Genomic DNA, 24,813 nt, shown 5'->3' with positions numbered 1-24,813 from the left:
CCGCCGGCGTACCAGCGTGGGTCCCGGGCGATCACCGTTGCGGACCACCGGAACGACAGCGGCGTGACCCGTTCGATCGCGACGACACCGTCACGCTCGACCATGATCGTCTGATCACCTTGGGCGAAGTGGAACGTCAACGGTGCTGGTGTGAGGGCCACGGTGCGACGGGATCGTCGCCATTGCCTGTTCGCATTCCTCCGGTGTGCGGCACACCACTTGGCCGGTCATCCCGCCAGCGAGCGGGCCACGGAACGAGCGGGTCTTCCAGACCCCGTCTGCCTGTACCCGTTGGCCTTGCTCGTAGACGGCTGCGGCGCCGTCGAGGAGCCCGTCGACTGCGGTGACGACCCACAACGGGGAGGGGAGTTCCCACACCGTCAGCTGTTCCGTCATCTCGGAGTACGGGACGTCTTCGGTGGAGACGATCACCTCGTCGAGCTGCAACACGTCGGTGGCGGTGGCGTTGGCGGGCAACCGTACGCCGAGGTGGATCGAGCACGGCGTCGTCGGCGTCACGTCCATGGGGGCGACCGTCGAGAACCGTAGCTCGTGCCCGGTTGGGCCCGGAGCCCAGCCGGGCGGGTCGACAACGGTCGTTGTGCCCCACACGATCCGGGCCAGGCACTGTGTCGGCACCTGGCCGGACGCCATGGACACACGGGCACGCACGTAGACGGTCTGCCCAGCGGACACACCCCACGGGGAGGGCGTCGGGCGCACCAGCATGCCGCTGTTCGTCCCGTTCCCGGCTGCCTGCAGCGACCCACTGGACCACACGGGAGCGCCCACGCCGGTCTGCGCCAGCCACCCGTCGACGCTCGTGTCGAAACCGCCGTTGCTGATCAGGCTCGGGTTGATGACCAGGCCACCGGGTTGGGTGATGATCTCGACCAGCTGGTCGTCGCTGATCATGTGCCCGTTGTACGTGATCCGCCTGGTCATACCGCGAACGCCTCCAACCGTTGAGCAACCGCGATCGCCGTCGCCGTCGCGTGCGGATCGGTGTTGTGGACCGGGATCGTCACCGACATGCCCGCCAACCGACGCCCCGCCCCCGTGGACGTGCCGCCGGCCGGGACGGCGCTCTCGGCCATCGCCGCACCTGCATCCGAGACCCTGCGGGTCATGTTTCGCAGCCCGACTTCCATGCCTTCGCCGGCCTTCGCCGGACTGCTCGCCGACGCCGATGAACACTCGGCTCGGTGATGCGATCCCGAGTGCGCTCTTCGCTGCGCTGACCGCACCGTTGACGACGCTGCGGGCCGCCGAGGCGACGTTGCCGGCCATGTTCCGGACTCCGTTGATCAGCCCTTGGATCATGTTCCGGCCGGTGCTGTACAGCATGCTGCCGAGGTTCCCAATCCCGGACCGGATCCGACCCGGGATCCCTGACACCGTGGACACCAACGAGCCGATCAGGTTCTGGGCACCGCTCACGAGACCAGAGAATGCTGACACGACAGTGTTCCGCAGATTCGATGCCGCGCCGGTCAGGGTGGCGACCAACGTGTTCCACACGTTCTGGACGTTCCGCACGAGACCGCTGATCAACCCGACCAGCGTGCCGGCGATCGAACGGAACACCCCGGCAAGCGCGACGGCGGCACTATTCGTGAGCCCCGAGACGAGGCCCCACAGGCCCTTCCAGATCCCGACGACGGCGTTGACGAGCCCAACGACGACCGCGACGATGATCCGGCCGATCCCTTCGAGGATCCCGACGATCAGGCCGAGTTGGCCCTCGACGATCCCGCGGATCCCGTTCCACGCCTGTTCCCAGTTGCCGGTCAGGACACCGACGAACAGGTTGATCACGCCGGTGATGATCTGCAGCACGGAGCTGATGATGTTCGCGATCACCCCGAACACCGTGGTGACGATCGGCATCAGCGCTTGGATGACCGGGATCAGCACGGCGGCGAGGACTTGGGCGACCATGCCGAGGAGTCCGCCGATCATGGTCAGGATGGGGGCGACCGCGGTGAACAGGCCGGCGAGTGGCGGCAGCAGGCTACCGATCAGCTCGGCGATCGGCGGGATCAGCGACTCGAGGAGAGTTGTCACGACGGGCAGCAGCGCACCGATGACGGGGGTGAGTGCTGCTGCGAGGGATGAGATGATCCCGATCAGCGGCGGCAGCAGGCTGGACACGACTTGGCTGATCAGCGGCACCACGGTGCCGGCCATCAGTGTTCCGATCGTGGCGAGAACGGGCGCGGCGGTCGACAGCAGCTGTGCGAACATGCCGCCCAGGCTGGCGCCGAGCTGGGTGAGCGGGCCGATCAGTGAGGGCAGGCTGGCGCCCAGCGCCTGCAGTGCCAATCCTGCCACGGAGAAGTGGGGTGCGACCTGCCCGATGATCGGGAGGATCTGCTGCAGCGCAGGCATCAGGGCGGAGAGGAACGCTTCACCGATGGGGGCGAGCATCGTTCCGAGCTGTGACAGGGCTGGCCCGGCTGCTTGGGCGATCTGGCCAAACATGGGGCCGACCTGGGCCATGATCGGGCCGAGAGTGTCGATCACCCCGCCAACGGCGCCTTCGATGCTGCTCACGATGCCGGGCAGTACCTGCAGGGCGATCCCGCCGAGCGCGGTCAGCGCGGGCAGGAACGCTGACATGATCCGGGTCTTGCCGTCGTCGAACGTCGCGTTCAACCGCTGCAGCACGCCGGCGCCGGTGTTCGCTTCGCTTCCTTGTTGAAGTTGCCCTGCGCGTCGGCGGTCTGCTTCATGATCAGCGAGACGGTCGCGGCCTGCTGCGCTTCGGTCGACAGCTGGCCGCCGACCTTCTTGAACCCGAGCGCAGCAGCTTCGGCGTCGATCTTCGCCTGGTTGAGGCTGACGCCGTACCGTTCGATCGGGTCCCGCTCACCCTTCAACGCCGACGACAACGCCTCGACGGCTTCGCGGGTGGTGCCACCGAACATTGACGACAGGTCCGCGCCGAGAGTGATCAGGTCGTTCGTCTTCGGGCCGAGCTCGTCCATGGCGGTGCCGCCATTCTTGAGCTGCGCGCCGATCACGGCCCCGAGTTCGTTGAACTCGTTCTTCGTCAACCCGACAGCGAGGGCGGCCTGGCCGGACCACTGGTGCATCTGCCCGGAGGACGTCTTGAAGATGCTGTCGATCGCGCCGACGGACTGCTCAAGATCAAGAGCGCCACGCAACCCTTCGGTGATCGCGTGCCCATGGCCTGCCCGAGCCGGGAAAACCCTTGCGCGGCGAGGTTCCCGATCGCGGACGCCAGGCTGGCACGGAACAGCCCGCCGGCGCGGGTACCGGACGCCTTAGCCTCGGCTTCTGCCGCGTTCCCGGCCGCGCGGACACCGCCGCGCAGTGCGGTGCTGATCCGTTCCCGGATCCCGGCCCAGCCGCGCGAGTACTGGCTGGCTGCCTTCCCGCCGGCCTGGCCGGTCTCCTCGGTCTGTTCCTCCAACGCCGACTGGGCGGCGGTGAGCTGCTTCGACGAGGCGGCGGTCTTGTCCTGCGCGGTCTCCAACCGCCGCTTCGCCGACGCGAGCTTCTCCTCCGCCGCGACGAGCCGGGCGGATCCGCTGGTGCTGTTCTGGCGGGCGTCGGCCAGCGACGCCTCAGCAGCGCGGACCTTCCCCGCGGCGTCGGCTTCCGCCAGCCGGGCGCGCGACAGCGACTGCGACGCCCGAGATACGTCCGTCTGCAGCTTCTTGAGCGACGCACCAGCAAGGTCAGCGGTGGCAGCCTTGAACCCGTTCGAGAACGACCGGCCACCCGACCGGCCGGCAGAGGTGGTCTCCTTCGCGACGGCAGAGCCGAACCCCTTCAACGAGGGGAAGATCGCGACGTGCCCCGAACCGACCTGCTTGCTCGCCACGACACCCCCTGATGATCAGCTGAAAACGGACACGGCGTTAAGTGCGGCCACTGCAGAAGCCCGTTCGGCTTCCGTTGCGACTTCGCGTACGGGCTTGTCGTCGCCGCTCTCCCACGGCCACGGCAGATGCACTGGCTTCTGCTGCTCCCCGTCGTCGAGGCGAGGAACGACATCGCGAGGTTCGTGACCGCCTCGTCGGCGAGCTGTGCCACCAGGTCGCTGATCGACGCCGGCCGGTGCCAGCCCTGCACGGCTGCACCACAACGGGTGGATGGGTCTTCCCGGAGCGCGACGGCCAGCGCCGCCGCCTCCGGGATCGAACAGCCTCCCGGCTCACCGATCAGCTCGACGGACAGCCCGAACCGCTCGCGGAAGTCCGCGACGAGCGGAATGTAGTGGTCCCTCCTCAGTTCAAGGAGGGCAGCGAGTTTCCCAGCGCACCAGCAAACGACCGGCCGAGCGCGTCGGACCATGCACCGATCAGCTCGCCCAGGTCGAGCAGGCCGACCTTGCTCGCATCGGCGCCGATCACACGAGTGATCAGCGCGAACCCTTCGCGCGGGTCGTCGAGCTTGTCGTTCAGCTCGAGGAGCTCTTCGAGCAGGTCGAGCTTGATGTTCAGCGGCATCCGAATGGTGTCACCGTCGTTGGTGCGGAAGTGCAGGTGCTGTTCGACGACCTGCGACTTCGGCTTGACCGGGTTCGTCGCCTTGCGAGCGGTGGTCTTACGGGGTGTGGGCATGATGTTTCTCCTTGGTGGGCTGTGTGGGCGGGTGTGGGTGTTGCTGGTGCCGGTGGTGGCCGCGGGCCCACACGTCCGCGACCACACCACCGGGTCTAGGGGCGCTGCTCAGGCGCCGCGGGTGTACGTGAACGGCGAGGACGATCCGGCGTCGTTGGTGACGACGATCGGTGCCGATCCGGCGATCCCGGCCGGCATCACGAACGTCAGCGACGTGCCGGACACCACCGAGAACGAGGTCGCGGGGTCGCCGCCGACGGTGACGCCGGTGGTGCCGATGAATCCGGTGCCGGTGACGGTGACGGTCTCGCTTTCGAGTGCGCCCTCCGGGGTCGCTGCGGTGACAGCGGGGGCGACGGTCGCGATCGCGTCGATCATCCACTCACGGAAGTGGGTGTTGTTGATCGACGGTGAGACGGTGAGCGGTCGACCTTGAAGGTGATCTCGATGCCGTTCACGGTGCCCCGCTCCGACTTCTGCACCTTCACGGTCTGCACGCCGGCGTTCGGCGCGGCACGGCGACGGGTCGCACCATTCTTGAAGACCTCTTCGGTCCACAGGAAGTAGCGGTTGGTGTGTCCGCCGGCGTCGACGTCGATCATGCCGTTCGCGTCGGGGACCTTCCCGGACGTGAGTTCACGCGACAGCGGGTCGGTCTGCGCGAGGACGACTGCCAGGGTGGCGTTCGCGAGCCCGGACGGGATGCTGTAGCCGTCCTGCCAGAACTCGATCGGGTCGCCGGACGGCTCGGTGGTCCAGTCGGGGCCGCCGTCGGTGGTGAGGAGGCCGAGCTTGCGGAGCCCCGGGATCGTGAGGGCGGGGTTGGCGCCCTCGGAGCTGGTGGGCACGGTGGTCCCGGACGGGGCGATCCCGACGTGACCGGTGAGTGGGAGCGCGACGGCGCCCAGGTCGTTGCCTTCTGCGTCAGCAGCCATGATTGCTGTCCCTTCTGGGGTGGGTTGGGTGGTGATGGGTGGCGAGCGCATGGCCGCCGCGTACGCCCAGCGGGCGCACGACAACAAGGGGGTGGTTACAGCTGGGTGGGGGTGCCGACGAGGACAGCGTTCGCGGTCAGGTACCGGACTGGCCGGCCGGACTCGTCGTCGATGCGTGCCGGGCCGGACACGTCGGTCAGGTCGGCGTACGGGTTGCCCTGCTCGACCGCGGGCAGCAGCTGCAGGTACGCGGCGATCAGGTTCGCGACCCGGTTCGTTTCGAGACCGGCGATGTCGTCGGGGTCACCGATGATCGTGATCCCGAGCCCGGCCGCGTCCTCACGGAACCGGTCACGCGCGCCGGGGTCGTAGCGGACGACCACGTACCAGACCGGCGCCTGGCCGGGGTCGTACCATTCGTTCGACACGATGATCCCGTCGGGCGCATCGGGCCGTGCGGTGAGGAACGCGGCGATCTTGCGGGCCGTCCACGCCTCGACGTCGACGGTGTACAACATCCGTTCAGCCACGGTACTTCCGCAACGCGCGAGCGAGGTTCCCGGTACGGGCCTCGATGATCATGGTTGCCGGGTCCGTGGCGACAACCTCGGCGGCGACACGACGGGACCGGGTGGCAGCCTCCACGCTGATCGACCTCTGATAGTCGCCGGTGTCGACTGGCGCGGTCGCGCGGGCGATCGCTGCGATCCCTTCGGCGGCGTCCATGCACAGGCCGAGCGCTTCGGCACTGTGCGCCAGCGCGTGCAGGTAGCTGGGGTCGAGCTCGAATACGGGTTCGGACATCAGGTTCACCCCTTGAAGCGTCGGATCGGGATCTCGATGCCGGCTTCCCAACCGGTGAACGGGTTTCGCCAGTCGGCCACTTCGCCGTCGACTTCCCATTCGCGGCCGCGGGCGTCGCGGATCCGGTCGGTTTCGATCACGTCGAGCCCGTACGGCCCGTACACGGACCGGTCAGTCTCGACGCGGTCGCGGTCGGACGTTACGAGCTCGACGCTCGAGCGGTGCCCGATCGCACACCCGTCGAGCGGCTCCGCGACGGCTGTCGACCAGGGGCCGAGTGTGGTGGCGCCAGACACCGGGTGGGTGATGGTCTGCCGGCGGAGCCGGACGAGCGGCTCCCCGTACTGGAAGAACATCAGCAGCCGGTCTGGAACAGTCGGGCGTAGTTGTCGGCGGCGGGGAACGACCCGACCGGGGTTGCGGTCTGGGCTGCGCCGCACAGGCCGGCCAGGTCGGCCCATTCGGTCGGCCACACCACGGAACCGTCACCGGTGCGGGTGTCGACGGTGATTCCGAACGGTCCGGCGGACTGGGTCTGCACGTCGCCGTGGCCGCGGCCAGCGCGACGGACCCACCGCAGCAGCGCTTCTCGCAGGATCGCGCGGCCGGCGGCCACGCTGTCCGCGTCTGCGGTCGGCGTGAACAGGCAGCGTGCCCGGATCTTCGCGAGTGCGAGGACGTCGACGATCTTCGTTTCGATCTGGGCTTGAGTGAGTTGTCCGCGTGACGCGTCGGTGAGGCCGAGGTCTTCGTAGGTGAGGGTCAACATCACGGGCACCCCGTTTCGGCTTGTGGTGTGTGGGTTTGGTGTGCCGGGGTGTGCCGCCCGTCTGCAGGGTTGACGGCGGCACACACCGCTCACGGGTGGAGGGTCAGTTGTCCGCGAGTGCTGCGGCGATGACCTTCCGGGCCCGGTCGGCACGATCAGCGCCGCCCAGGTCGATCTGGTGCTGCTCGGCGAACTCGCGCAGGCCGGTGAGGTCGAGCTGCTCGAGGTCAACGTCACCCTTCTGCCCGTCGTCGCCGTCGGGCTTGCCCTGATCGTCCTGGCCGCCGGCAGGCGGTGCAGGGGTCTGCGGGGCAGGCTTCGGGTCGGCCACCTTCGTGACCAGGCCGACCTTGATCAGCCGCTCGGCCTCCTTGCGGTCCACCGAAGGTGGCAGGATCGACCCCCGGTAGAAGTAGCCCTCACCGCCGGCGCTGAACTTCGCGACCGCGACGGCGCCAGTCACCTGGTACGCCATGGCGATCAGAGCCCCGTTCCGGTGATCCGGATGCCGGCGTTCGGGTCGGTGACGACCGGCACGGTGACCCGGCGGGCACGCAGCCGGTAGCCGTCACGGTCGTCCGCGCCGACGAGACGCTGCACCTTCGACTCGACACCGATCCCGCCCTCGGACACGTAGCCCGGGGACTGGATGTTCTCGTCTGCCATGCCGCCGAGCTGGTCACGGTCAACCAGGATCGGGTCGGTGAACGGCGCGTGCGGTGAGGTGGTCCAGGTGATCCCCAGGGCGTCGACCGGCATCCCCGAGGTGACCGGGTTGCCCTGTTCTCGGGGCAGGAAGCTCCCGTTGATCAGGAACGCCATCACCTTCGCGAACTGGACCGGGGTGAGCACGACGGTGTCCATGTCGTACGCGCCGTCGCCCTGGTTGTCGCCGGCCGCCTTCGCGGACAGGACACCGGTGACGATGTTCTCGCCCGACGTCCACGGCGCCGCGGTGGCGTCGTACGTGGCGACGACCTTCGACCCGACCACGGCGAGCGCGACGCTGTCGACGAGACGGACGACGGAGTTGACCAGACCACGCAGGGTCCGGTCGACCGGCTGCAGCGCGAGGCGAGCGATCGTCTCGTCGTACACCTCGGAGTCGTGACCCCACTTGGTGGTCTTCGCCGCAGCGAGCTCGTCAGCCGTCATCACCGTCAGCGGGTACTCCGCTCCCGGAGCCACCGCCTCAGGATCGTCGGCGGCGAACAGCGTCTGGCCGTCCTCGTAGAAGATGCCGCCGCCCGCAGCGGAGAACCGGCCACCCAGCAGGAAGTCAGCGATGAATCGCTGATCGGCCAGGGTCCGCAACCGGCGCGCGATTGCCCGCGAGTTCGACAGGAGCCGATGCACTTCCTCCGGGGTCAGAGTCCCCTCGGGGTGCGCGAATGGGTACGTGTATGCCATCTCAGGCTCCTCAGCGATTCATGAGGACGTCGACGACGTCCCCGGTCGAGGCGGCCGCGAGCGCGACGCCGATGGGTGCGGTGGTCGCCGTCGCGATCTGCCCGTCAGCGGCAGACTCGACCTCAGCGCCGGCAGCGATCGCCGCCGAAGCGGTCAGTCGCTGCACACCACCCGCGTGAATGGTGACGTCAGCCTCAACGGCAGCGTCGAATCCGGCAACCCCGACCACAGCGGTCGAGGTTGCGCCGGCCGGGCCAACCCGGCGGTCTCCGGTGACCACGACCAGCTGGCCACCCGTGACGGCCGCGGAGGCCTTGCAGGTGAACGTCTGGCCGGGCTTGAAACGGGGCAGGTAATCCGCCATGATCAGGCACCCTTCTTCTCTTCGGTGCCCCACGCCTTGGTGTAGAGCACGTTGTCGTCGGTGGACTCGTCGACCCCGCCGGAGAACCCGGCCGGGGCCAGGTTGACCAGGCCCTTCGGGAGGCCGGCGAGGACTTCGCTGGCGCCGGGGTCAGCTTCGAGCTGGTTGATCCAGTGGGCGGCACGGGCGGGCGGGATGCGCCCGTCGGTGACGGCAGCGTTCACGGCCGCCTCCCGGTCGGTACGGACCTGCTGGTCGCGCGCCTCACGGCCGGCGGCAGCGTCAGCGCGCAGCTGCGCGAGCGTGGCCTCGTCGACGGCCACGGTCCCAGCCGGAACAGCTGGCACCTCGGTGTCGTTGGATGCCTGCTCGGTCAGCGTCTCGTCGAGCGCTGCGAGCAGGGCCTCGTCGTTGGTCGACTCGTCGGTGATGCCGAGCCGCTGGCGGATGCCCTCTGCGAGAGTCGCCATGGGTTCCTCCTTGGTTGGATGGATGGGGTTGTGTTCCTCCGGCTCGGCCGGCGGTCGTGGGGCGGCCATCGCGGCCGCGGTGCGGGTTCGGACCCGCGGGGCGGGCGCGTGGTCGCGCCCTGCATGAGCGAACGTCGACAGGTTGAACCGCGCCTTCAGGTTGCTCTGGTCCGACGGCGCGTCGTCGAGCAACCGATCAGCGAGCCCGGCCTCGACCGCTTCCTCTGCGCTGTACCAGGACTCATCCGCCATGGCTGCGAGCCAAGCCTCGAGGTCACCACCAGCCTTCCGGCGGTAGATGTCAGCGAGGTTCTTCGTCTCGTGCACCAGATCGTCGGACATCTTCGCCATGACCAGGTGGTCACCGATCGCGAGCCCGTACGGGTTGTGGATCATCAGCTCACTGTTCGGAGCCATGACCACCTCGTCGGCGCCCATCGCAATGAACGACGCAGCCGACGCGGCCAGCCCGTCAACGACGGTGGTGACTCGAGCCGGGTGCTGCCGGATCGCGTTGAGGATCGCGAGCCCCTCCCACACCATCCCGCCAGGCGAGTTGATGTGCAGGTGGATCTCTGCCGTGTCTTCCGGGATCCCGTCGAGCGCCTCGACGAACTCCTTAGCCGACAGTCCCCACGGCCCGCCCCACGAATCGATGGGATCGTAGATCCGGAGAACCGCGACCTGGTCGCTTCCGGTGTTCGCCGGCACATCAGCGCGAACCGGGGTCTTCGCGGATGCGTTCGGTGCGGCCATGAAGTGGAACCGGTCCACCAGTGGTGAATGCGTCATGCTGCGTTCAGCCTCCTCGGCCGTCGGTTGTTGGCTTGCTGGTCCCAGATCCCTCGTCCTCAGTGCTGGATCGGGCTGTCTCGGGGTCGAGCTCGGGCAGCCCGTACACGGTCCGCAGGTGGGTCTCGAGTGATGTGTCGGCGGTCAGTGCGCCACAGTCGACGAGCGCCTTGACCGCCTCAGCCGTCGCCGGGTGACGCGACCCGATCTCGTCGAACGCGATCCGCGGCGCCCGCTCGTCCGGGCCCCAGTTGATGTCGACCAAGTCCTCGACGATGTGCTGCGTCGCCACGTCCGCAACGTCAAGCGCGACCGTCTGCAACGACAGCACGAAGAAGTCTGCGAACGTCGTACCGAGCGCCCACGAGCCGGTTTCCGTGCCCAGGTTCAGGAAGTGGGCGAGGACCGCGCGGGCGATCTGCTCGTCGTGGTACCGCACCGGCTTGTCAGCGTCAGGCAGGTCACCCTCGACGCCACGCAACACCAGGTCAGCACTGTTGGAGATCGACGCGCCAGAGTTGTCACCGCCACGCCACGCCTGCGCGAGCTTCAGCCCGGCCTCTCGGTCGGCCTTCTCCGCCGCCAGCGCCGCCTCGGCGTCCATGCCCTCCGGCATCTTCGACGCCTTGTACAGCGGCACGCCCAGCCCATTCCGCTCCAACGTCTGCGCCTGCGTCCGCAACGCCCGATCCTTCAAGAACCACGGTTTGTACGCCGGCCGCAAGATCGACTGGCCGAACCAGTTCCCGCCCTCACGGTCCAGCACGTACGCGACCAGATGATCGACCGGGATCTCGGCATCCTTGCCAGTCACCGACGAGTGCTGCGAGATCGCGACCAGGCCACCATCAGCGGCGACGTCGACCTTGCTGATCGTCCGCGGCGGCCGCCACCCGAGCTTCCGGATCCGCGCCAGCCCCGTCTTCTCGTCGATCCGGTACACCTGCTCGAAGAAGCTGTGCCCGAACGGCAGCATCGTCAACGCCAACCGCAGATGCTCGGGCCACGAGAACCGGTCTCGTGAACGCAGCGGAGACTCCACGGCCGCCGCACCTCGTACCGGCAAACCGAGGTCCTCGGCGACGTGCTGCACAACCTCCGGTCGGGCACCGTTCGGATCGATCCACCACGACGTCCGACGGATCGGCAACGTCACAGCGCGGAGCACGGAGATGACCTGCGGGTCCTGCCGCCGCATCGAGTCGAACACCTCGATCGACCGCGGCCACTGCAGCTCGATGTTCTTCTCGGCGTCATCGCCGAGCGTCCACCACGATCCCGACTGCGCAGACTGGTAACCAGACTCCGAGGTGTGGACCCGAGGCGCAACAGCAGCCATCGGAGTGCGAGGCCGGAACACGTTCCGAGCACGGTCAAGAAGGGACACCTGTGTACCTCCTCGAGGTCAGAAGCTCGCGGTGACGAGGTCGTTGGTCGGGGCGGTCGAGGGCGATGCGAGCGTCGGCGGTGCAGGAGGCGGCGCAGCTGGCGCCGGCTCAGGACGGTGGTACAGCCAGGCCGCGGCGACACCAGCAACCAGCGGGGCAGCGTCGTGCGTCGACTTCGCCTGGTCGATCACCCATGCGCCGCCGTTCACCTTCTTCGCTGCACCACGGACAGCCAGGTTCAGCGCCGGATCGTTCGTGTGGCGCAACCCTGGGACGTCGTGGACCGCTTCGGCGACCTCGTCGTAGAACCAGCCGGTGCCGGTCGCAACGTCAGGGCCCTTCCACTCGACCACCTCGACACCGGCGGCGATCAACGCATCAGCGAGTGACCAGGCAGGCGAGCCCGGCTGGATCGCGACCGGCCGCGTCTTCCGTTCCGGATGGTCCGGGTCGGAGAACCACGGCACCACCCAGTCTGTGCCGACCCGTTTCGCGGCGACCTCGATCTGCGGCACACCGTCCGACAGCCGCTCACCCGCGATCAAGACGAACGCACGCTTCCGGTCCCACGACAACTGCAAGCCCCACGACAGCCGGCCAGACAGGTCGATCCGGTCAGCCGGCGCGAGCTTCCCATCCGCGCGTCGCGTCACAGCGCACGCCTCCCACGCGCCGGCCGGGAAGATCCCGTCCAGCCGGCCCTCCGGCCACTGGCACAGCACCTCGGTCCGGAAAACCCACTCCGGGTCGGTCCGGGCCGCAGACGCGATCGTCGACTCGGCGACCAGCCCGTGGCCCATCGACGGGTTCGCCTGCGCCCACGCATCACGGTCACGCACGTCGCAGTGCGGCGGCGCGGACCACTCGAAGATCCCGAGGTCGTCCTCGTCGACGTCGAAGTCGTCCGTGTCGAACGTGTCGTCAAGGTGGAGACTGATCTCCTCGAGCTCGGCCTCATCGGGCAGCTCCGACACCAGGTCCGCGGCGATGATGCCGTCCGGGTCACCGAGGGGCCCATGCGCCATCTTCCGCAGGTGCCGCAGGACCACCGAGGTGACGTCACCAGCGTTCGACAGGCACCAGATCTGCGCGTCCGGCCGGGCCATCGACGTCTTCGTGATCGCGCCCCACGCCTCCCACGACTGGTGCTGCTCACGCAACTCATCCAGGATGATCCGGTCACCCGACAAACCACGACCAGCACGCCGCGTCGACGCCTTCACCTTGTACCGCTCACCGGTCAGCAGGTCGAGGCTCTTCTTCCCGTTGACGCGGACGACGGCGCGGACCAGCTCGGCGAGGTCGGGGCGGAGCGGTTCGTCGTTCTCGTCGGTCGCGGTCGCCAGGTCGACGACGCCGTCCCACACTTCCTCGGCGGTGTCGAGGTCCTGCGCGGTGCCGAGCACCAGCCGGACACCGCACACGAACAGCCACCACGCGGCGAGGACCTGGCTGAGCGTCGACTTGCCGTTCTGGCGTGCGACCAGGACAACGACGTTCCGGAATCGGAGCCGGCCATCCGCGCGCAGCTCGAGCGCGTGGATCAGCAGCCACTTCTGCCACGGGTACAGCGTCAGGCCGAGGATCACGGTCGCGAACTCGATGACCTCGAACCCGAGACTGGTCTCGGGGGTCAACTCACGCAGCGGCGGTGTGAAGATCCGCGGGACCTCCGACCCAAGCCGCACTTTCCGTGCCCGAGACATAGTCAGCCGACGGCGTTGAGGTGCCGGTCGCGCATCTCGCCCAGCTTCGACTTCGACTTCTTCGTCGGCGCCGGCGCAGAGGCCCGCGCCCGACCCGACGGGGTCAACCCCAACGCCTCGCAGAACCGCAGATAGGTCGGGATCACCGTGTTGTGGAAGATCCCGTCCAGCCGGCCCTCCGGCCACTGGCACAGCACCTCGGTCCGGAAAACCCACTCCGGGTCGGTCCGGGCCGCAGACGCGATCGTCGACTCGGCGACCAGCCCGTGGCCCATCGACGGGTTCGCCTGCGCCCACGCATCACGGTCACGCACGTCGCAGTGCGGCGGCGCGGACCACTCGAAGATCCCGAGGTCGTCCTCGTCGACGTCGAAGTCGTCCGTGTCGAACGTGTCGTCAAGGTGGAGACTGATCTCCTCGAGCTCGGCCTCATCGGGCAGCTCCGACACCAGGTCCGCGGCGATGATGCCGTCCGGGTCACCGAGGGGCCCATGCGCCATCTTCCGCAGGTGCCGCAGGACCACCGAGGTGACGTCACCAGCGTTCGACAGGCACCAGATCTGCGCGTCCGGCCGGGCCATCGACGTCTTCGTGATCGCGCCCCACGCCTCCCACGACTGGTGCTCACGCAACTCATCCAGGATGATCCGGTCACCCGACAAACCACGACCAGCACGCCGCGTCGACGCCTTCACCTTGTACCGCTCACCGGTCAGCAGGTCGAGGCTCTTCTTCCCGTTGACGCGGACGACGGCGCGGACCAGCTCGGCGAGGTCGGGGCGGAGCGGTTCGTCGTTCTCGTCGGTCGCGGTCGCCAGGTCGACGACGCCGTCCCACACTTCCTCGGCGGTGTCGAGGTCCTGCGCGGTGCCGAGCACCAGCCGGACACCGCACACGAACAGCCACCACGCGGCGAGGACCTGGCTGAGCGTCGACTTGCCGTTCTGGCGTGCGACCAGGACAACGACGTTCCGGAATCGGAGCCGGCCATCCGCGCGCAGCTCGAGCGCGTGGATCAGCAGCCACTTCTGCCACGGGTACAGCGTCAGGCCGAGGATCACGGTCGCGAACTCGATGACCTCGAACCCGAGACTGGTCTCGGGGGTCAACTCACGCAGCGGCGGTGTGAAGATCCGCGGGACCTCCGACCCAAGCCGAACTTGCCAACCCGGTTCAGCCCGGTCGTCAGGATCGAGTCGACATCCTTGGCCAGTCCCTCGAGCGTGCGCGCCGCACCCAGGTCGATCGTGCCGAGCTTCGCAGCCTTGATCGACGCCTTCGTCGCCGCCTCCACGCTCTGGTCGTCGTCCAGGACCGTGCCCGACACAGCCTCGCCTGCAGGAAGCTCATGCATCGAAGGGACCTCCATCGCTATCTACCGCGCGACCCCCCTCAACCCAGCCGGGGGGAGAAGATCGATTCGCGCGGGGAGTGGGCCGTCGGGCCGTCCGCTGGATTTTCTGCGGGCGGCCGGTGTTGTGGTTGGTCGTTACCAGGTGTGACTGGTGGGGCTTGTGCCGTCGCCGGGTTGGGTGACGTTGGTGCCTTCGCTGGCGTTGCACGCGCGGTGCGCTGCCCCCTTGATGTTGCTGGGCTCCTCAGCGAGGTGTGGGTGGGTCGCGACGGGCAGGTAGTGGGCAGTGGTGAATGCGTCTCGGTGCCATCGGTGGAGGAGATAGTCGATGGGTTGGCCACAGATGCAGCAGGGGAGTTGGCGTGCTTTGAGGTTCGCGACGAGTCGTTTCCATCGGCGGGTTGATCGTCCGTGGGTGGACATGCTGCCTACCTTTTGTCGGTGGCTGCTGCCACCATTAGCGCCATGAGGAACTTGCCCGCGGCCGTAGCCGCTGCTGTGTCCGTGCTCGCGCTGACGAGCTGCCTGTCATTGCCACCTGAGGTGGGCGCCACGCCACCCCCTGGGCCGGTGTCGACCGAGATGTCGGAGCCGGCCCCCTCGTCGGAGGCGTCGAAGGAGGAGCCGGCACCGTCACCGACCGAGGCGGAGTTCGAGTGCCTCGAGGTGACCGACGAGTTCGCAGTCACGATCTTGGATGGCGCCCCAGATGGGACAGCCAAGGAGGCTGGGTACAAGTTGATCAAGGCCGCCGCGGTGAAGTCTCCGGACCACAAGGAGGTGTACGTCGTCGCGATCCGCTTCGACGCACCGGGTGGCGATCCGGTGACTGGTGTGTGGGCGACGACGTCGTTGACGACGGGGCCGATCCTGTCGGTGGATGGGTTCGCGAAGAACTTCACCCAGTGGCCCGACGGGACGAAGCAGTCGGGGATCACCGGGGTGGAGCCGTACGTCCAGGCAGCGAAGGGTTGCGTGGCATGAGCGCCATCGAGCCACGTACCGAGATCAGCGCGGCGGACTACCCGGGCCTCAGCGACGCAGCACGTTGGCTGCACTTGGCCACGGGAGCAGCGTCGATGACCCTGAGCACACCGGGCTTCATCAGCTTCGACAACATGCCGATGGCCGACGGCGGCGACGACCTCGCCGCATTGATTGGCGAGCTGGTCGAGTACGGGCTGTGGGTTGAACTCACGTCCGGCTACTACCTGTGCGACCCGATCCTCGGCGGCACGTTCCTCGCGAACTCGCGGAGGGACGACGAGTACCGAGGGAAGAAGCTGCTGGGGGAGTGAGTTTCCGGGGTCGACGAACACCCGTGAATCACAAAATACACTCTCGGTCCGACATCTCAGCATTGGACACGCTCGGCGTGTTCGATCTGCAGTACGTCCCACGGGTTCCACAGGTCGGCTGACCGACCGCGGGCGTTGGCGCGGATTGTGCCGGTGGGGGTGATCAGGCCGTCGGACTTCCATCGGCGAACGGTGGCGGCCTTGATGCCGTACTCGGATTCGATCTGCTGCGCCGTCATCGGACCACGCCGTTGCAGCCGGGCCCGGGCGGCGCCGATCCCCTCGACCTCGTGCCCGTACTCGCAACGCATCCACTGCCCACCTGGTTGTGGGTGAGCCGTGCCCGGGCATCCGGTCCGGGTGCACGGATACGCGCCGGTGCGTGGCGGACGAGCGAGGTCGAGCAGGATCTGGTGGACGTACGCGATCGCAGCGGTGACCGGGCCGACGAGGTTGTGCTGCCCGTCCCACCACGTGTGGGTGCTGGCGAGCCATGCGGCGGCATGCTGCCAGGTGGCGTGTGGCAGGGCGGGTTCGGTGAGGCCATGGTCGCCGCGGTGCTTGTGGATGGCGTCGACCGCACCCCACAGGGTGGCGAGGTGGCCCTTCTCGTCGAGCCGGTACACGTCGACAAGGGCGAGCCGGGTCGGCGGTTTCGACCCGGGCGGGGTGCGGGTCAGCCGGTTCGCGCGTGGGGTCGGGTTCGGCGCGTACCGGGTGTCCCACACCTCGCGGGCAAGGCCCGGGAGCTCGGCGAGCTGGGCCGTGGCTCGGTCGTAGTCGGTCGTTGGTGGCCGGCCGATGAGGTGTCCGCAGTGGATGCAGCGGAGCTGGCCGAGGTCGGCGCGTTCGAGGTGTTGGTGGGTGCAGCTGGCGGTCACTGGTGATCTTCCTCGAGGTCGGTGTCGCAGTCCAGGCATGACACGTGGGTGGCGATGTGGTGCAGCCCGTGGTCGGTCATCAGGTAAGCCGGGATGGCGATCATGGACGGGTTGTGGCAGGACGGACACAGGTCGTCGCAGGGGACGGGTTCGCCCGGGGTGAGCGTCATGGTGCGGATTCGTGGCACGGGCGGCGGTGCGAGCTGGCGGTCGGGTGGCCGGTTGGATCGGGTGCGGTGCGGAAAGTCGGGCATCGGGTCTCCTCGAGGTCAGAACGGTGGCGGGCCGGCGGTGTTGGCGGTGCGGGCGCGGATGAGCGTTGATGGGGCGACGAGCGCGTCAGGGGTTGGGGTGCAGTTGTGGGCGGCGACGACGTCGTACGGGGCCCATCGCTTCGACTGGCCGGCCGGGCGGGCCCGGATGGTCCAGGAGCGGCGTCGGCGGATCCGGAGTCGGATGAGGCCGGCGGGCCGGTCGATCGTGTACGTGTGGCGTCCGTCGATCTGGGCGAGCGCTTCGCCGAGTGGGGTGAGTGGGAGCAGGTCGACGGTTGCGGGCCAGGCGCAAATGTCGGCGTCGTCGCCGGTGAGGATTGGGGTGCGGCAGGTGTGGCAGCGGTGGTCGCGGGTGTCGAGTTGGCCGGCGGCGCGGAGTTGGTGGGTGAGGGTGCGCCGGTCTGGTCCGACGAACCGGGCTTTGCGTGCTGGTTCGGTGGCGGGGATGAGTGAGTCCTGGGCGGTCATCTGGCACCGCCTGGGATGGGCAGTGACCGAAGTGACCACAGTGACCGGGCCTGCAAGAGTCCGGCTACCCCTGCCTGGGCGTGCACGCGTGCGTATCTTAATAGGGAGGATGTGTAAAACATGGTCACTGTGGTCACTGATGGGCGTTCTACGGCGGCCCCATGCGGTTTGAGGCAGTGACCGAAGCCGTTCTTCCTGGTCACTGGATGGTCACTACGGTCACTGTTGGATCCGGAGGCGTTGACGGTCGGGATGGGTCGCTTCGGCCTCGTCGGTGATCCGCTGGTAGCGCTCGACGAGCGCATCCACGGCACGTTCTGCCTCGGCGTACAGGTCTGCGCTGCGGATCGGTTGGGCGAGGTGGAGCTTGCGTTCAGCCTTCGCCAGGACGGCGCGGAGACGGTCGAGCTTGGGGTTGAGTTCGTAGCGGCTGGGCATAGTGGGGTTCCTCCTTGTTGGGTGTTCATCGCTGCCACCACGACTCTTCAGTCTCTTCGTCGGGGTCGGCGTAGAGCGTCATGCCGGTGTAGAAGCGCTGCCCGTTCGATCGGGTCGACTGGATGCCCCAGCGGGTGCGGAGCTCGCGGCCGAACACCTGGGGCGACACCTCGGTTTCGCCTTCGTCGCGGCACCAGGAGCTGTAAGCCTTGCGGACTGCGGCGGTGTTCTCGCGGGCCATGTCGCCCCCGCCGAGCATGATGCGTTCTCCGACGAACCGGGCGAGCGCATCCTCTTCCTCGGCGTACTTGGCTGTCGCCGCCATCACCTGGTCAGGTTCGGCAAGACCCGTCCGCTGGTACTCAAGGCAGCCTTGGATGATCCAGCCGAGGATCTTGGGCCCTTCGTCGTGGACGAGCTTCTTGGTGAGCCCTTCCACGCGTTTCTCTGCGGGTACAGTGTGTGTGAATGGGACGAGTCTGAGGCGGCGCCAGAAGCTGTCCCCGCCCGCCTCGACGCGTGGCTGGTGGTTCCCGGCGAGCCACAGTTTCGCTGTCGGGGTGAAGGTGAAGTGGCGGCCGTACAGGAAGCGTGCAGTGATGAGGTCGCCGCCGGTGAGGAGTTTCACCTTCGCCTCGTCGAATCGTGCGGACTGGGTGACTTCGGAGCAGGTGACGAGGCGGAGCCCGGCGAGGCGTGCGATTGCGGATTCGTCGTTCTTCCCGGCCATCAGGAATTGGGGCGGTGAGGTGGACGCGTAGGTGCCGAGGATCGCGACGGTGGTGTCCTGGGCGACGCTCTTGCCGTTGCCGCCTGCGCCATGGAGGAACGGGAGGACGTGGGCGAGGACTTCACCGCAGGCGGCGTAGCCGACGAGGCGTCGGAAGAAGCCGATCATGGCTTGGTCGCTGTTGAAGGTGTCGTCGAGGAATTCGAGCCATCGGGTTGGGGGGGGTGTAGTCGACGTCGACTTGTGTGATTCGGGTGCAGAGGTCGACGGGTTTGGTTGGTCGGATGGTTCCGTCGCGGAGGTTGACGAGTCCGCCGGGCGTGTTGAGCACCCAGGGGTCGGCGTCGAGCTGGTCGGGGGTGACGCGGATGGCGGGGTTGGCTCTGGCGAGGCGGACCATGGCTTCGAGGCCGCGGCGCGACAGTGACCTGGTCTTGTGTTTCTTGACGGGATCGGTGGTGTCGTGGATCGCGCGGATGGTGTGGGCTGCGTGCTGGATGACTTCGCCGTCGTCGTCTGACCATTGCCAGTGGGTTCCCGTCCAGTGGAGCCATTGGCCGCGGGCGGCGACCCAGCGCATTGTGTGGCCGTGGAGCTCGACGAGGAGGTCCGCGTTGCCCTGGTCGGTGAGGCTGGTGGTGTGGGCTTGGGGGATGTCGGATCCGACGATGTCGATCTTGAGCGCGGATGTCCCGTCGACGGGGTTGGGCTGGTTACCGCCGGCGTGTTGGGTGAGGGTGAGGACAGCAGCGTTGCCGTCACCGTCGGCGGACGGGTCGCCGTAGCCTGCTGCGCGGAGCGCGCGGGCAGCGTCGGCGTGGTCCCCGCCATGCTCGAGGACTGCGTATGCCCCGAACTTGCTGTACGGCTTCTCCTGCTCGAATTCGGTGGAGCTCGAGAACACGTACAGGTTGTCGGCGTCGTTGCGTCCGGTGGTCGCTGAGATGCCGGGATCGGTCTTCCCGGGTCTGACCCACCCGATTGCGCGGCCGAGTTTCTTGGCGGGTTTCCAGCCGTGCGGGGTGAGGATGTCGGTCCAGGTGGCGCGCGTGTTGTAGTCGTCGCCGGGGCGGAGTGGGTCTCCGTCGGTGCGGGTGGTGCCGATCGGCTGTGTTGTGCTGGTGTCGATGTCGGGGGTTTGGTCGAGCATGCCGAACAGGATGAGGACTGCGTCGAGTTCGTCGGTGGTGAGTGTGGGGATGTCGGCCGGTGTGCCGTGGGTGGCGGTCCAGGGTTGGCCGGTGGGGTGGGTGCGTCCGTGGGAGGGTGCGACGACGGAGAAGCCGCCGCGGCCGCGGGTTTCGGCGAGGACCTTCAGTTTCTCCTTCGGGTTGATGGTGAGCTCGTCGGGGGTGGCTGGCCGGCGGGCGAGTTTCTGGTTGCCGGGCAGCTCGTCGCCGTCGACGCGGACGTACCAGTGGATCCCACCGGACGGTGTGGTTTCGCTGTAGCTGTTGATCTTGGCCCACAGGGCGTCGAGGGCGTGGTCGTGGAAGATCTGGGCGAGGTGGTGGTCCATGCCTGCGTCGACGGCTCGGCCTTCGAGCTCGAGCATGAGCGTGTTGTTGCTGGCGGGGCCGGTGATGATGCCGAGGCCGTCGGTGGGGCGGGTGAACAGGCTGAGGACGGTGGGGAGGTCGGGTCGTTCGTTCTGGTAGCCCTTCCAGGGGATGGCGGGCATTTTTGAGCCGTCGAGGGCGGTGGGGACGGGCATGCATCCGGCTTCGTACCAGGCGATGGCTGCGGCGACGATGGTGGTCATCTGGTTTCGTTTCAGAACAGGGCTGGTTGGAGTGGTGTGGGGCTGGCTTTGACCAGGACGACGTGGCCGTCGTCTTGCCAGGAGGCGATGGTGTCGACGGGCTGGGCTGGGGCGCGTTGGTAGTGGCGCCCGTCGTTGTGTCTGGCTGGTTTGGTGCATGTCCATGGGCCGGCATGGTGGCCGCATTCGGCTGTCCAGCGGTGCCCGGCTGGGCACAAGCAGTGGCCGACGTCGTGGTGGCCGTCCTCGCAGCTGTCACGGTGGCAGGGCGCGCCGCATTCTGGGCAGGTCATTCCGGATCGCCCGATTCGAGCTCGCCCGGATCAGGCATCCCCGGCTCGGTCTCCCATGACCGGCTGCTGATGATCGAGCCCATGTCGTGCTCGGCTGAGTCGATGCTGTGCCACGCGCCGGACGATCCGAACCCGACCTCCTGCCAGTCGTCCGAGTCGTCCGCGGCACGCTCGATCGTGAACGTGATCCGGTACTCGGCCGTCATGACTGATCACCCGATCGGGCATCCCGGTCTCGAACGACCTGGGCGACCCACTCGACGGTGAAGGTCGCAGCGAGCGCGAACAAGTCAGCCGGGGTGATTGACCGACCCTCGGCATCGCGAATGAACGCCTCGGCGCGCAGCTCGGCGCGGACGAGTCCCAGGGCGTGTTCGGCCGGCCATAGTTGGTCCCGGTCGGCCACCACGGCATCGAGCTGCAGCCGTTGGAGTGCGCTCGGGCTGCTCTTCAACGCCTCGCGCAGGGCCGTCTGCGTGGCCCTCAAACCGGCTTCGGCAGCCTGTGCGCGGCTCTGTTCCCGGATCCACTTTTCTTGTTGGGTGTCCATCACCGCCCGGTGGTCGGCGATCACGGCCAGCAGGTCGAGCATTGCGGCCCGTGCGGCCTCAGACTCGTGGTCGCCCCGGATTGGCGCGGCCAGTACCTCGCGTGCTCGGGTGATTCGTGGGTCATCCATGATCAGCTGGTCTCCTGGGTAGTGGTGTGGTCTGACGGGCTGCACCCGTCCACACCCGGTGAGGCGTGTGGACGAGTGGCTGCACGTCAGTCCGTGGTGAACACCTGCAGCCCGTGGCCCTCGGTGGCGACACGGCCGTGGAGCACCGGCGCCAGCTCGGTCAGCTGCAGACCGATCTCGTCGAACGCGGCGTCGAGGACCGCGTCCGGCTGGTCGAGCTTGATCGCCAGGACCAGCCCGTCACTGGTAATGCGGAACCGGAACCAGGCGCCGACTTCGAACCGCGGTGACCCGACGAACGGGCGGAGCGCGAGGGTGATCCGTTCAGGGATGTCGATCGCCCCCTTCCCACCGGACGCCTTCAGGTCGTCCTTGTAGACGGCCCGGCGGGTGCCGTCGCTGTTGCGGTGCGACGACTCGAACGTGACTTTGTTCGTTGCCTGGAACTCTTGTGCGAGCTCGAGCATGTCGGCGGCCGCCGGCGCCTGGACGTCGGCGAGGTGGTCCTCGAGGAACTCGGAGAACCTGACCTGCGGGTAGAACTGTCCCGACATCTCGGTCCACGCCATCCATTCGGGTGACAGTTGGAGTCGGAGTGTGCAGGTGTGGTCTCCCCAGGCGGGGGCGTGGCTGGTGCTGGGGTTGAAGATCGCGGTGATGGTCCGCGTTGTCCGGTTGGCCCAGATCTCCGGCGCCATCGGGAGCTCGTCGGTCTCTTGGCGTGCCCAGTAGCACTTGAAGCTGGCGACGTCTTCGACGACCACGTCGCGGCGGGTCCGTGCCGGGGCGGACTGGAATGTTTCGGTGTCGATCAGGTACGGCTGGCCGGTGGCGTCGCGGTGCAGCAGCACCTCGCGGACCCCAGTTTCGAGGTACGTCGGGTCGGTTCCTGCGAGGACGGTGGCGGTGACGGCTTCGGCTTCGGTGCGGTATTCACTCATCGTTCGTTGACCTTTCTGGGTACGTCGTCGCCCGAGTTGGGGACGGCGCGGACTGTGCCGGGGATGGATGGCTGGTTGGGGTTGTCGCGGCGAAGGTTGCCGTCGGCGTCGGCGAAGTAGATCGCCGCCTTCCTGTCCGGTTGGGGCACCTTGGTGGTGACCTTGTCGGACACCTTGAGGACGTCGCTGTTGTCCTTGAGCGGTTCAATCTTGACCGTCACGGTGATGGTGCCGGCCTTCTGGTGGTCCTTCACCGCGGTGGCGAGCTCCTGCAGCGCGTGGGAGATCTCGTCGTGGAGTTGGCCACGGTTGTATTCGCGGATCCAGTCGGCGAACGGCCGTGTCTGGCCGGGCTCGGGTTGGGTGGTCATGGCGTCGGTTTCCCTTCGGTAGAGGCGGGAGTGGTCTTCTTCTTGATCCACGGCAGCCGGACCGCGCTGTAGCCACGCCTGACGGACGCATCGGCGTAGCCCTGTTCGACGATCCCTGCGTGCGCGAGCGCTTGCAGGACGTCGACGAACTTGTCCCAAGGGACGGCGGCGGTGTCGATGTACAGGTGTGAGTGGCCAGGTGTGGATGAGGGAATGAGCGTGACGGGGATGTCGAGGTCGATCACCGGGTAGTGCATCGACGGCTTGTGGGGCGCGATCAGGTCGGAACAGACGATGTTGGCGCCCCGGCGGGCCGGACCTTCGGGTGTCAGCGTCGGGTCGCTCGACGAGTCGTCGAGGTCTGCCTTTCGCCAGACGCGTGGGGTGAGGTCCATGTCAGCCCTGGTATCCGGGGAACACGACGGCCGGGTCGAGCCCGGCCGCACGAACGGCGGCGATCTGCTCCGGGGTGGGCCCGGCCGGTGCAGCCGGTGCAGGCTGTTGTGGCGCCGGGGCCTGCTGAGAGGGCTGTGGCGGTGTGGGCGTGGGCTGGGCATACCCGGGCTGGTGGGCCGGGTACCCCTGCTGCTGCGGCTGTGCATACTGCTGCTGCGCCTGCGGCGCTGCGGGCTCGTACTGCTGCACCGGCTGCTGCTGCGGCGGCTGTGCGTACGTACGCCTGCTGTGCCTGCTGGGCAGGGATCTCCCCGGTCTGCTGGTCACCCATCAGCACGTCGTTCGCCGGCGGCGCACCGGGCGTGTACCGAACCTGGTAGTTCTTCCCCGATCGGCGGTCATTCGGCTCGTCGTAGTGGGTGCACTCGATCGCCAGGTACGAGCCGACGGTCAGCCCGTTCGCGCCCGCGGCCTGCACGGCGGCCTTGACCGCTTTCTTGATGCGGGCGCCGTCCATGTAGACGCGGCGGGTGCCGTCGTCGTCCTCGATCTCGGGTGACCGCTGGTCGGTGGCGAGGTCGATGAAGAACGTGAGGATCGGGTTGCCGTTCTTGAAGAACTTCAGATCGCCGCTGCCTGGGTTCTTGGGGTCGTAGTCGCGTTCCTGGTACGGGGCGGACACCTCGAGGATCCGGCCGGCGATCGGCTGGCCGATGTCGATCTTCCCGGCCGGGGCGCCGCCGCCTCCCATGAGGACCTGGTCTGCAGTGGGTGTGGACATTGTGTTTCTCCGGTTTCTGCGCGTCTGCGCGATGGTGCTCGGTCAGCCGACGAGGCCGGCGAGCTGCTGGTGTTGGTTGGTGGCCATCTGGTCGATGACCGTGTCGTCGCCGGGACACCCGGCGGCGAGGTCTGTGGAGCCCGGACGGAAGAACGGGCAGAACGAGCAATAGGCCTCGACGGTGGGCAGGTGCCCGAGCGCCGCGGTACCGAGCGCAGTGGTGGCGAGGTGGATCCCGGCGAGCCTGTTCAGCCCGTCAACGGCGACCTGCTCGTCGTACGGTTCTGACCACATGTACGCGTCGGCGAGTTCGCCGTTGCGTGGCAGGAACGCGATCATGACGTGGTCGACGGGCAGGCCTGCGCGCTGCCAGCCGCGGCCGTACAGGTGCGCTTGGGTGCGGTACTGCTGGCCGGGCCCGTTCTTGCGGTACTTGGTGAGTTGGGTGGGGCCGACGGTCTTGTGGTCGATGACGGTCCCGGTCCACCGGTCGTACAGGTCGCACGAGCCGGTGATGTCGCCGAGCCCGTCGATGGTGCCGACGTTGACGCGGGTCTCGATCAGCCACCGTTCCTGGCCGAGCGGCATGCTGGTGTTGATCTTGGTGTTGTCGGCGTCGAACGCGGTCTCCAACCACATGTGTGTGCCGGTGCCGATCGTTGCCTTCCAGTTCGGTGCCTGGTCCTTCTCTGCGGTGTTGAGGAGTTTGTAGCCGATGCGGCGGGAGCAGGGATCACCGATCTCGGACGGGCCGATCTGGGTTTGTTGGGAGCGGGGGTGTTCCACGATCGCGCGTGTCACGATGTCGAGGTATTCGGTGGCGACCCTGGCTGCGGCGTCGGGTCGGCGCTGGTCCAGGTGGGTGGGGAGTGGCGGCGGGAGCATCGTCATGATTGGGCCCCGGCCGATTCGA

General features: G+C 67.8%; 33 protein-coding genes. 2 read left to right on the top strand and 31 right to left on the bottom strand.

What is annotated here, in order from left to right; all coding sequences use genetic code 11:
• Positions 1 to 114: 114 nt before the first annotated feature.
• The 18 genes from ACQBAU_RS16345 to ACQBAU_RS16260 form a co-directional block, all read right to left on the bottom strand.
• Positions 115 to 2,670 carry a phage tail protein gene (locus tag ACQBAU_RS16345; RefSeq protein WP_465259398.1) on the bottom strand — a complete coding sequence of 852 codons (2,556 nt, stop codon included), beginning with the start codon at positions 2,668 to 2,670 and terminating at the stop codon, positions 115 to 117.
• Complete coding sequence (locus ACQBAU_RS16340) at positions 2,655 to 3,059, bottom strand: hypothetical protein (RefSeq protein WP_465259397.1); 405 nt, start codon at positions 3,057 to 3,059, stop codon at positions 2,655 to 2,657. The genes ACQBAU_RS16345 and ACQBAU_RS16340 overlap by 16 nt, the downstream gene beginning before the upstream one ends.
• Positions 3,056 to 3,853 (bottom strand): hypothetical protein, encoded by a 798-nt coding sequence (locus ACQBAU_RS16335; protein WP_465259396.1) that lies wholly within the window; start codon positions 3,851 to 3,853, stop codon positions 3,056 to 3,058. The genes ACQBAU_RS16340 and ACQBAU_RS16335 overlap by 4 nt, the downstream gene beginning before the upstream one ends.
• Before the next feature lie 406 nt (positions 3,854 to 4,259).
• Positions 4,260 to 4,595 carry a hypothetical protein gene (locus tag ACQBAU_RS16330; RefSeq protein ID WP_465255594.1) on the bottom strand — a complete coding sequence of 112 codons (336 nt, stop codon included), beginning with the start codon at positions 4,593 to 4,595 and terminating at the stop codon, positions 4,260 to 4,262.
• A gap of 108 nt (positions 4,596 to 4,703) precedes the next feature.
• Complete coding sequence (locus tag ACQBAU_RS16325) at positions 4,704 to 4,973, bottom strand: IPT/TIG domain-containing protein (RefSeq protein WP_465259395.1); 270 nt, start codon at positions 4,971 to 4,973, stop codon at positions 4,704 to 4,706.
• A complete protein-coding gene (locus tag ACQBAU_RS16320) occupies positions 4,970 to 5,530 on the bottom strand; it encodes a phage tail tube protein (protein WP_465259394.1) in 561 nt (186 codons plus the stop codon). Before ACQBAU_RS16320 ends, ACQBAU_RS16325 begins: the two co-directional genes overlap by 4 nt.
• Before the next feature lie 95 nt (positions 5,531 to 5,625).
• Positions 5,626 to 6,048 carry a hypothetical protein gene (locus ACQBAU_RS16315; RefSeq protein WP_465255596.1) on the bottom strand — a complete coding sequence of 141 codons (423 nt, stop codon included), beginning with the start codon at positions 6,046 to 6,048 and terminating at the stop codon, positions 5,626 to 5,628.
• Between the two features lie 4 nt (positions 6,049 to 6,052).
• Complete coding sequence (locus ACQBAU_RS16310; protein ID WP_465255597.1) at positions 6,053 to 6,334, bottom strand: hypothetical protein; 282 nt, start codon at positions 6,332 to 6,334, stop codon at positions 6,053 to 6,055.
• 5 nt (positions 6,335 to 6,339) lie between these two features.
• Complete coding sequence (locus ACQBAU_RS16305) at positions 6,340 to 6,474, bottom strand: hypothetical protein (protein ID WP_465259393.1); 135 nt, start codon at positions 6,472 to 6,474, stop codon at positions 6,340 to 6,342.
• A 215-nt stretch (positions 6,475 to 6,689) separates the two neighbouring features.
• Complete coding sequence (locus ACQBAU_RS16300; RefSeq protein ID WP_465255599.1) at positions 6,690 to 7,103, bottom strand: hypothetical protein; 414 nt, start codon at positions 7,101 to 7,103, stop codon at positions 6,690 to 6,692.
• Between the two features lie 103 nt (positions 7,104 to 7,206).
• A complete protein-coding gene (locus tag ACQBAU_RS16295; protein WP_465255600.1) occupies positions 7,207 to 7,566 on the bottom strand; it encodes a hypothetical protein in 360 nt (119 codons plus the stop codon).
• A gap of 17 nt (positions 7,567 to 7,583) precedes the next feature.
• Positions 7,584 to 8,513 (bottom strand): phage major capsid protein, encoded by a 930-nt coding sequence (locus ACQBAU_RS16290; protein WP_465255601.1) that lies wholly within the window; start codon positions 8,511 to 8,513, stop codon positions 7,584 to 7,586.
• A gap of 10 nt (positions 8,514 to 8,523) precedes the next feature.
• Positions 8,524 to 8,877, bottom strand: a complete 354-nt coding sequence (locus ACQBAU_RS16285; RefSeq protein WP_465255602.1) for a capsid cement protein — start codon at positions 8,875 to 8,877, stop codon at positions 8,524 to 8,526.
• 2 nt (positions 8,878 to 8,879) lie between these two features.
• Positions 8,880 to 10,139 (bottom strand): head maturation protease, ClpP-related, encoded by a 1,260-nt coding sequence (locus tag ACQBAU_RS16280; protein WP_465255603.1) that lies wholly within the window; start codon positions 10,137 to 10,139, stop codon positions 8,880 to 8,882.
• 7 nt (positions 10,140 to 10,146) lie between these two features.
• Positions 10,147 to 11,478 carry a phage portal protein family protein gene (locus ACQBAU_RS16275; RefSeq protein WP_465255604.1) on the bottom strand — a complete coding sequence of 444 codons (1,332 nt, stop codon included), beginning with the start codon at positions 11,476 to 11,478 and terminating at the stop codon, positions 10,147 to 10,149.
• Positions 11,479 to 11,544: 66 nt separating this feature from the next.
• A complete protein-coding gene (locus ACQBAU_RS16270) occupies positions 11,545 to 13,215 on the bottom strand; it encodes a hypothetical protein (protein ID WP_465259392.1) in 1,671 nt (556 codons plus the stop codon).
• Between the two features lie 20 nt (positions 13,216 to 13,235).
• Positions 13,236 to 14,342 (bottom strand): hypothetical protein, encoded by a 1,107-nt coding sequence (locus tag ACQBAU_RS16265; protein WP_465259391.1) that lies wholly within the window; start codon positions 14,340 to 14,342, stop codon positions 13,236 to 13,238.
• Positions 14,339 to 14,602: a hypothetical protein gene (locus ACQBAU_RS16260; RefSeq protein ID WP_465259390.1), complete on the bottom strand. Its 264-nt coding sequence runs from the start codon at positions 14,600 to 14,602 to the stop codon at positions 14,339 to 14,341. The genes ACQBAU_RS16265 and ACQBAU_RS16260 overlap by 4 nt, the downstream gene beginning before the upstream one ends.
• A 450-nt stretch (positions 14,603 to 15,052) precedes the next feature.
• On the opposite strand from ACQBAU_RS16260, the gene ACQBAU_RS16255 reads away from it, so the two are divergent.
• Positions 15,053 to 15,571: a hypothetical protein gene (locus ACQBAU_RS16255; protein ID WP_465255607.1), complete on the top strand. Its 519-nt coding sequence runs from the start codon at positions 15,053 to 15,055 to the stop codon at positions 15,569 to 15,571.
• Complete coding sequence (locus ACQBAU_RS16250) at positions 15,568 to 15,885, top strand: hypothetical protein (protein ID WP_465255608.1); 318 nt, start codon at positions 15,568 to 15,570, stop codon at positions 15,883 to 15,885. Before ACQBAU_RS16255 ends, ACQBAU_RS16250 begins: the two co-directional genes overlap by 4 nt.
• 56 nt (positions 15,886 to 15,941) lie before the next feature.
• Here the strand turns inward: ACQBAU_RS16250 and ACQBAU_RS16245 are convergent, their stop codons facing one another.
• The 13 genes from ACQBAU_RS16245 to ACQBAU_RS16185 form a co-directional block, all read right to left on the bottom strand.
• Positions 15,942 to 16,766 (bottom strand): hypothetical protein, encoded by an 825-nt coding sequence (locus tag ACQBAU_RS16245; protein ID WP_465255609.1) that lies wholly within the window; start codon positions 16,764 to 16,766, stop codon positions 15,942 to 15,944.
• A complete protein-coding gene (locus ACQBAU_RS16240; protein WP_465255610.1) occupies positions 16,763 to 17,020 on the bottom strand; it encodes a hypothetical protein in 258 nt (85 codons plus the stop codon). The genes ACQBAU_RS16245 and ACQBAU_RS16240 overlap by 4 nt, the downstream gene beginning before the upstream one ends.
• Before the next feature lie 15 nt (positions 17,021 to 17,035).
• Entirely contained in the window at positions 17,036 to 17,509 is a 474-nt protein-coding gene (locus tag ACQBAU_RS16235) for a hypothetical protein (protein ID WP_465255611.1), read from the bottom strand.
• 219 nt (positions 17,510 to 17,728) lie between these two features.
• Positions 17,729 to 17,947 (bottom strand): hypothetical protein, encoded by a 219-nt coding sequence (locus tag ACQBAU_RS16230; protein ID WP_465255612.1) that lies wholly within the window; start codon positions 17,945 to 17,947, stop codon positions 17,729 to 17,731.
• Positions 17,948 to 17,972: 25 nt separating this feature from the next.
• The gene (locus tag ACQBAU_RS16225) at positions 17,973 to 18,845 is read right to left on the bottom strand and encodes a DNA primase family protein (RefSeq protein ID WP_465259389.1); all 873 of its coding nucleotides are present in this window, start codon (positions 18,843 to 18,845) and stop codon (positions 17,973 to 17,975) included.
• The gene (locus tag ACQBAU_RS16220; RefSeq protein WP_465259388.1) at positions 18,799 to 20,439 is read right to left on the bottom strand and encodes a bifunctional DNA primase/polymerase; all 1,641 of its coding nucleotides are present in this window, start codon (positions 20,437 to 20,439) and stop codon (positions 18,799 to 18,801) included. The genes ACQBAU_RS16225 and ACQBAU_RS16220 overlap by 47 nt, the downstream gene beginning before the upstream one ends.
• 289 nt (positions 20,440 to 20,728) lie before the next feature.
• The gene (locus ACQBAU_RS16215) at positions 20,729 to 20,938 is read right to left on the bottom strand and encodes a hypothetical protein (RefSeq protein ID WP_465255614.1); all 210 of its coding nucleotides are present in this window, start codon (positions 20,936 to 20,938) and stop codon (positions 20,729 to 20,731) included.
• Positions 20,935 to 21,411, bottom strand: a complete 477-nt coding sequence (locus tag ACQBAU_RS16210; protein WP_465255615.1) for a hypothetical protein — start codon at positions 21,409 to 21,411, stop codon at positions 20,935 to 20,937. Before ACQBAU_RS16210 ends, ACQBAU_RS16215 begins: the two co-directional genes overlap by 4 nt.
• 86 nt (positions 21,412 to 21,497) lie before the next feature.
• Positions 21,498 to 22,352: a DUF2303 family protein gene (locus tag ACQBAU_RS16205; protein ID WP_465255616.1), complete on the bottom strand. Its 855-nt coding sequence runs from the start codon at positions 22,350 to 22,352 to the stop codon at positions 21,498 to 21,500.
• Positions 22,349 to 22,723 carry a hypothetical protein gene (locus ACQBAU_RS16200; RefSeq protein ID WP_465255617.1) on the bottom strand — a complete coding sequence of 125 codons (375 nt, stop codon included), beginning with the start codon at positions 22,721 to 22,723 and terminating at the stop codon, positions 22,349 to 22,351. The genes ACQBAU_RS16205 and ACQBAU_RS16200 overlap by 4 nt, the downstream gene beginning before the upstream one ends.
• On the bottom strand, positions 22,720 to 23,118 hold the full coding sequence (locus tag ACQBAU_RS16195; RefSeq protein WP_465259387.1) for a hypothetical protein: 399 nt from the start codon (positions 23,116 to 23,118) through the stop codon (positions 22,720 to 22,722). Before ACQBAU_RS16195 ends, ACQBAU_RS16200 begins: the two co-directional genes overlap by 4 nt.
• A complete protein-coding gene (locus ACQBAU_RS16190; RefSeq protein WP_465259386.1) occupies positions 23,052 to 23,900 on the bottom strand; it encodes a hypothetical protein in 849 nt (282 codons plus the stop codon). Before ACQBAU_RS16190 ends, ACQBAU_RS16195 begins: the two co-directional genes overlap by 67 nt.
• A gap of 42 nt (positions 23,901 to 23,942) precedes the next feature.
• Positions 23,943 to 24,791 (bottom strand): hypothetical protein, encoded by an 849-nt coding sequence (locus tag ACQBAU_RS16185; protein WP_465255620.1) that lies wholly within the window; start codon positions 24,789 to 24,791, stop codon positions 23,943 to 23,945.
• Between the last annotated feature and the right edge of the window lie 22 nt (positions 24,792 to 24,813).

It is taken from the genome of Carbonicoccus niuqiaonis (assembly GCF_050157065.1).
GTDB lineage: Bacteria > Actinomycetota > Actinomycetes > Propionibacteriales > Propionibacteriaceae > Avipropionibacterium.
Note: the sequence above shows the minus strand (reverse complement) of the source record. Positions and strands in the feature narration are given on the sequence as shown.

Bases quoted from the DNA above. Each gene is read 5' to 3' on its own strand.
- ACQBAU_RS16330 (WP_465255594.1), bottom strand. From the start codon at position 4,595: ATGCCCACACCCCGTAAGACCACCGCTCGCAAGGCGACGAACCCGGTC.
- ACQBAU_RS16325 (WP_465259395.1), bottom strand. From the start codon at position 4,973: ATGATCGACGCGATCGCGACCGTCGCCCCCGCTGTCACCGCAGCGACC.
- ACQBAU_RS16320 (WP_465259394.1), bottom strand. From the start codon at position 5,530: ATGGCTGCTGACGCAGAAGGCAACGACCTGGGCGCCGTCGCGCTCCCA.
- ACQBAU_RS16315 (WP_465255596.1), bottom strand. From the start codon at position 6,048: ATGTTGTACACCGTCGACGTCGAGGCGTGGACGGCCCGCAAGATCGCC.
- ACQBAU_RS16310 (WP_465255597.1), bottom strand. From the start codon at position 6,334: ATGTCCGAACCCGTATTCGAGCTCGACCCCAGCTACCTGCACGCGCTG.
- ACQBAU_RS16300 (WP_465255599.1), bottom strand. From the start codon at position 7,103: ATGTTGACCCTCACCTACGAAGACCTCGGCCTCACCGACGCGTCACGC.
- ACQBAU_RS16290 (WP_465255601.1), bottom strand. From the start codon at position 8,513: ATGGCATACACGTACCCATTCGCGCACCCCGAGGGGACTCTGACCCCG.
- ACQBAU_RS16285 (WP_465255602.1), bottom strand. From the start codon at position 8,877: ATGGCGGATTACCTGCCCCGTTTCAAGCCCGGCCAGACGTTCACCTGC.
- ACQBAU_RS16280 (WP_465255603.1), bottom strand. From the start codon at position 10,139: ATGACGCATTCACCACTGGTGGACCGGTTCCACTTCATGGCCGCACCG.
- ACQBAU_RS16275 (WP_465255604.1), bottom strand. From the start codon at position 11,478: ATGGCTGCTGTTGCGCCTCGGGTCCACACCTCGGAGTCTGGTTACCAG.
- ACQBAU_RS16260 (WP_465259390.1), bottom strand. From the start codon at position 14,602: ATGGAGGTCCCTTCGATGCATGAGCTTCCTGCAGGCGAGGCTGTGTCG.
- ACQBAU_RS16255 (WP_465255607.1), top strand. From the start codon at position 15,053: ATGAGGAACTTGCCCGCGGCCGTAGCCGCTGCTGTGTCCGTGCTCGCG.
- ACQBAU_RS16250 (WP_465255608.1), top strand. From the start codon at position 15,568: ATGAGCGCCATCGAGCCACGTACCGAGATCAGCGCGGCGGACTACCCG.
- ACQBAU_RS16240 (WP_465255610.1), bottom strand. From the start codon at position 17,020: ATGCCCGACTTTCCGCACCGCACCCGATCCAACCGGCCACCCGACCGC.
- ACQBAU_RS16235 (WP_465255611.1), bottom strand. From the start codon at position 17,509: ATGACCGCCCAGGACTCACTCATCCCCGCCACCGAACCAGCACGCAAA.
- ACQBAU_RS16230 (WP_465255612.1), bottom strand. From the start codon at position 17,947: ATGCCCAGCCGCTACGAACTCAACCCCAAGCTCGACCGTCTCCGCGCC.
- ACQBAU_RS16225 (WP_465259389.1), bottom strand. From the start codon at position 18,845: ATGATCGGCTTCTTCCGACGCCTCGTCGGCTACGCCGCCTGCGGTGAA.
- ACQBAU_RS16220 (WP_465259388.1), bottom strand. From the start codon at position 20,439: ATGACCACCATCGTCGCCGCAGCCATCGCCTGGTACGAAGCCGGATGC.
- ACQBAU_RS16215 (WP_465255614.1), bottom strand. From the start codon at position 20,938: ATGACGGCCGAGTACCGGATCACGTTCACGATCGAGCGTGCCGCGGAC.
- ACQBAU_RS16210 (WP_465255615.1), bottom strand. From the start codon at position 21,411: ATGGATGACCCACGAATCACCCGAGCACGCGAGGTACTGGCCGCGCCA.
- ACQBAU_RS16205 (WP_465255616.1), bottom strand. From the start codon at position 22,352: ATGAGTGAATACCGCACCGAAGCCGAAGCCGTCACCGCCACCGTCCTC.
- ACQBAU_RS16200 (WP_465255617.1), bottom strand. From the start codon at position 22,723: ATGACCACCCAACCCGAGCCCGGCCAGACACGGCCGTTCGCCGACTGG.
- ACQBAU_RS16195 (WP_465259387.1), bottom strand. From the start codon at position 23,118: ATGGACCTCACCCCACGCGTCTGGCGAAAGGCAGACCTCGACGACTCG.
- ACQBAU_RS16190 (WP_465259386.1), bottom strand. From the start codon at position 23,900: ATGTCCACACCCACTGCAGACCAGGTCCTCATGGGAGGCGGCGGCGCC.
- ACQBAU_RS16185 (WP_465255620.1), bottom strand. From the start codon at position 24,791: ATGACGATGCTCCCGCCGCCACTCCCCACCCACCTGGACCAGCGCCGA.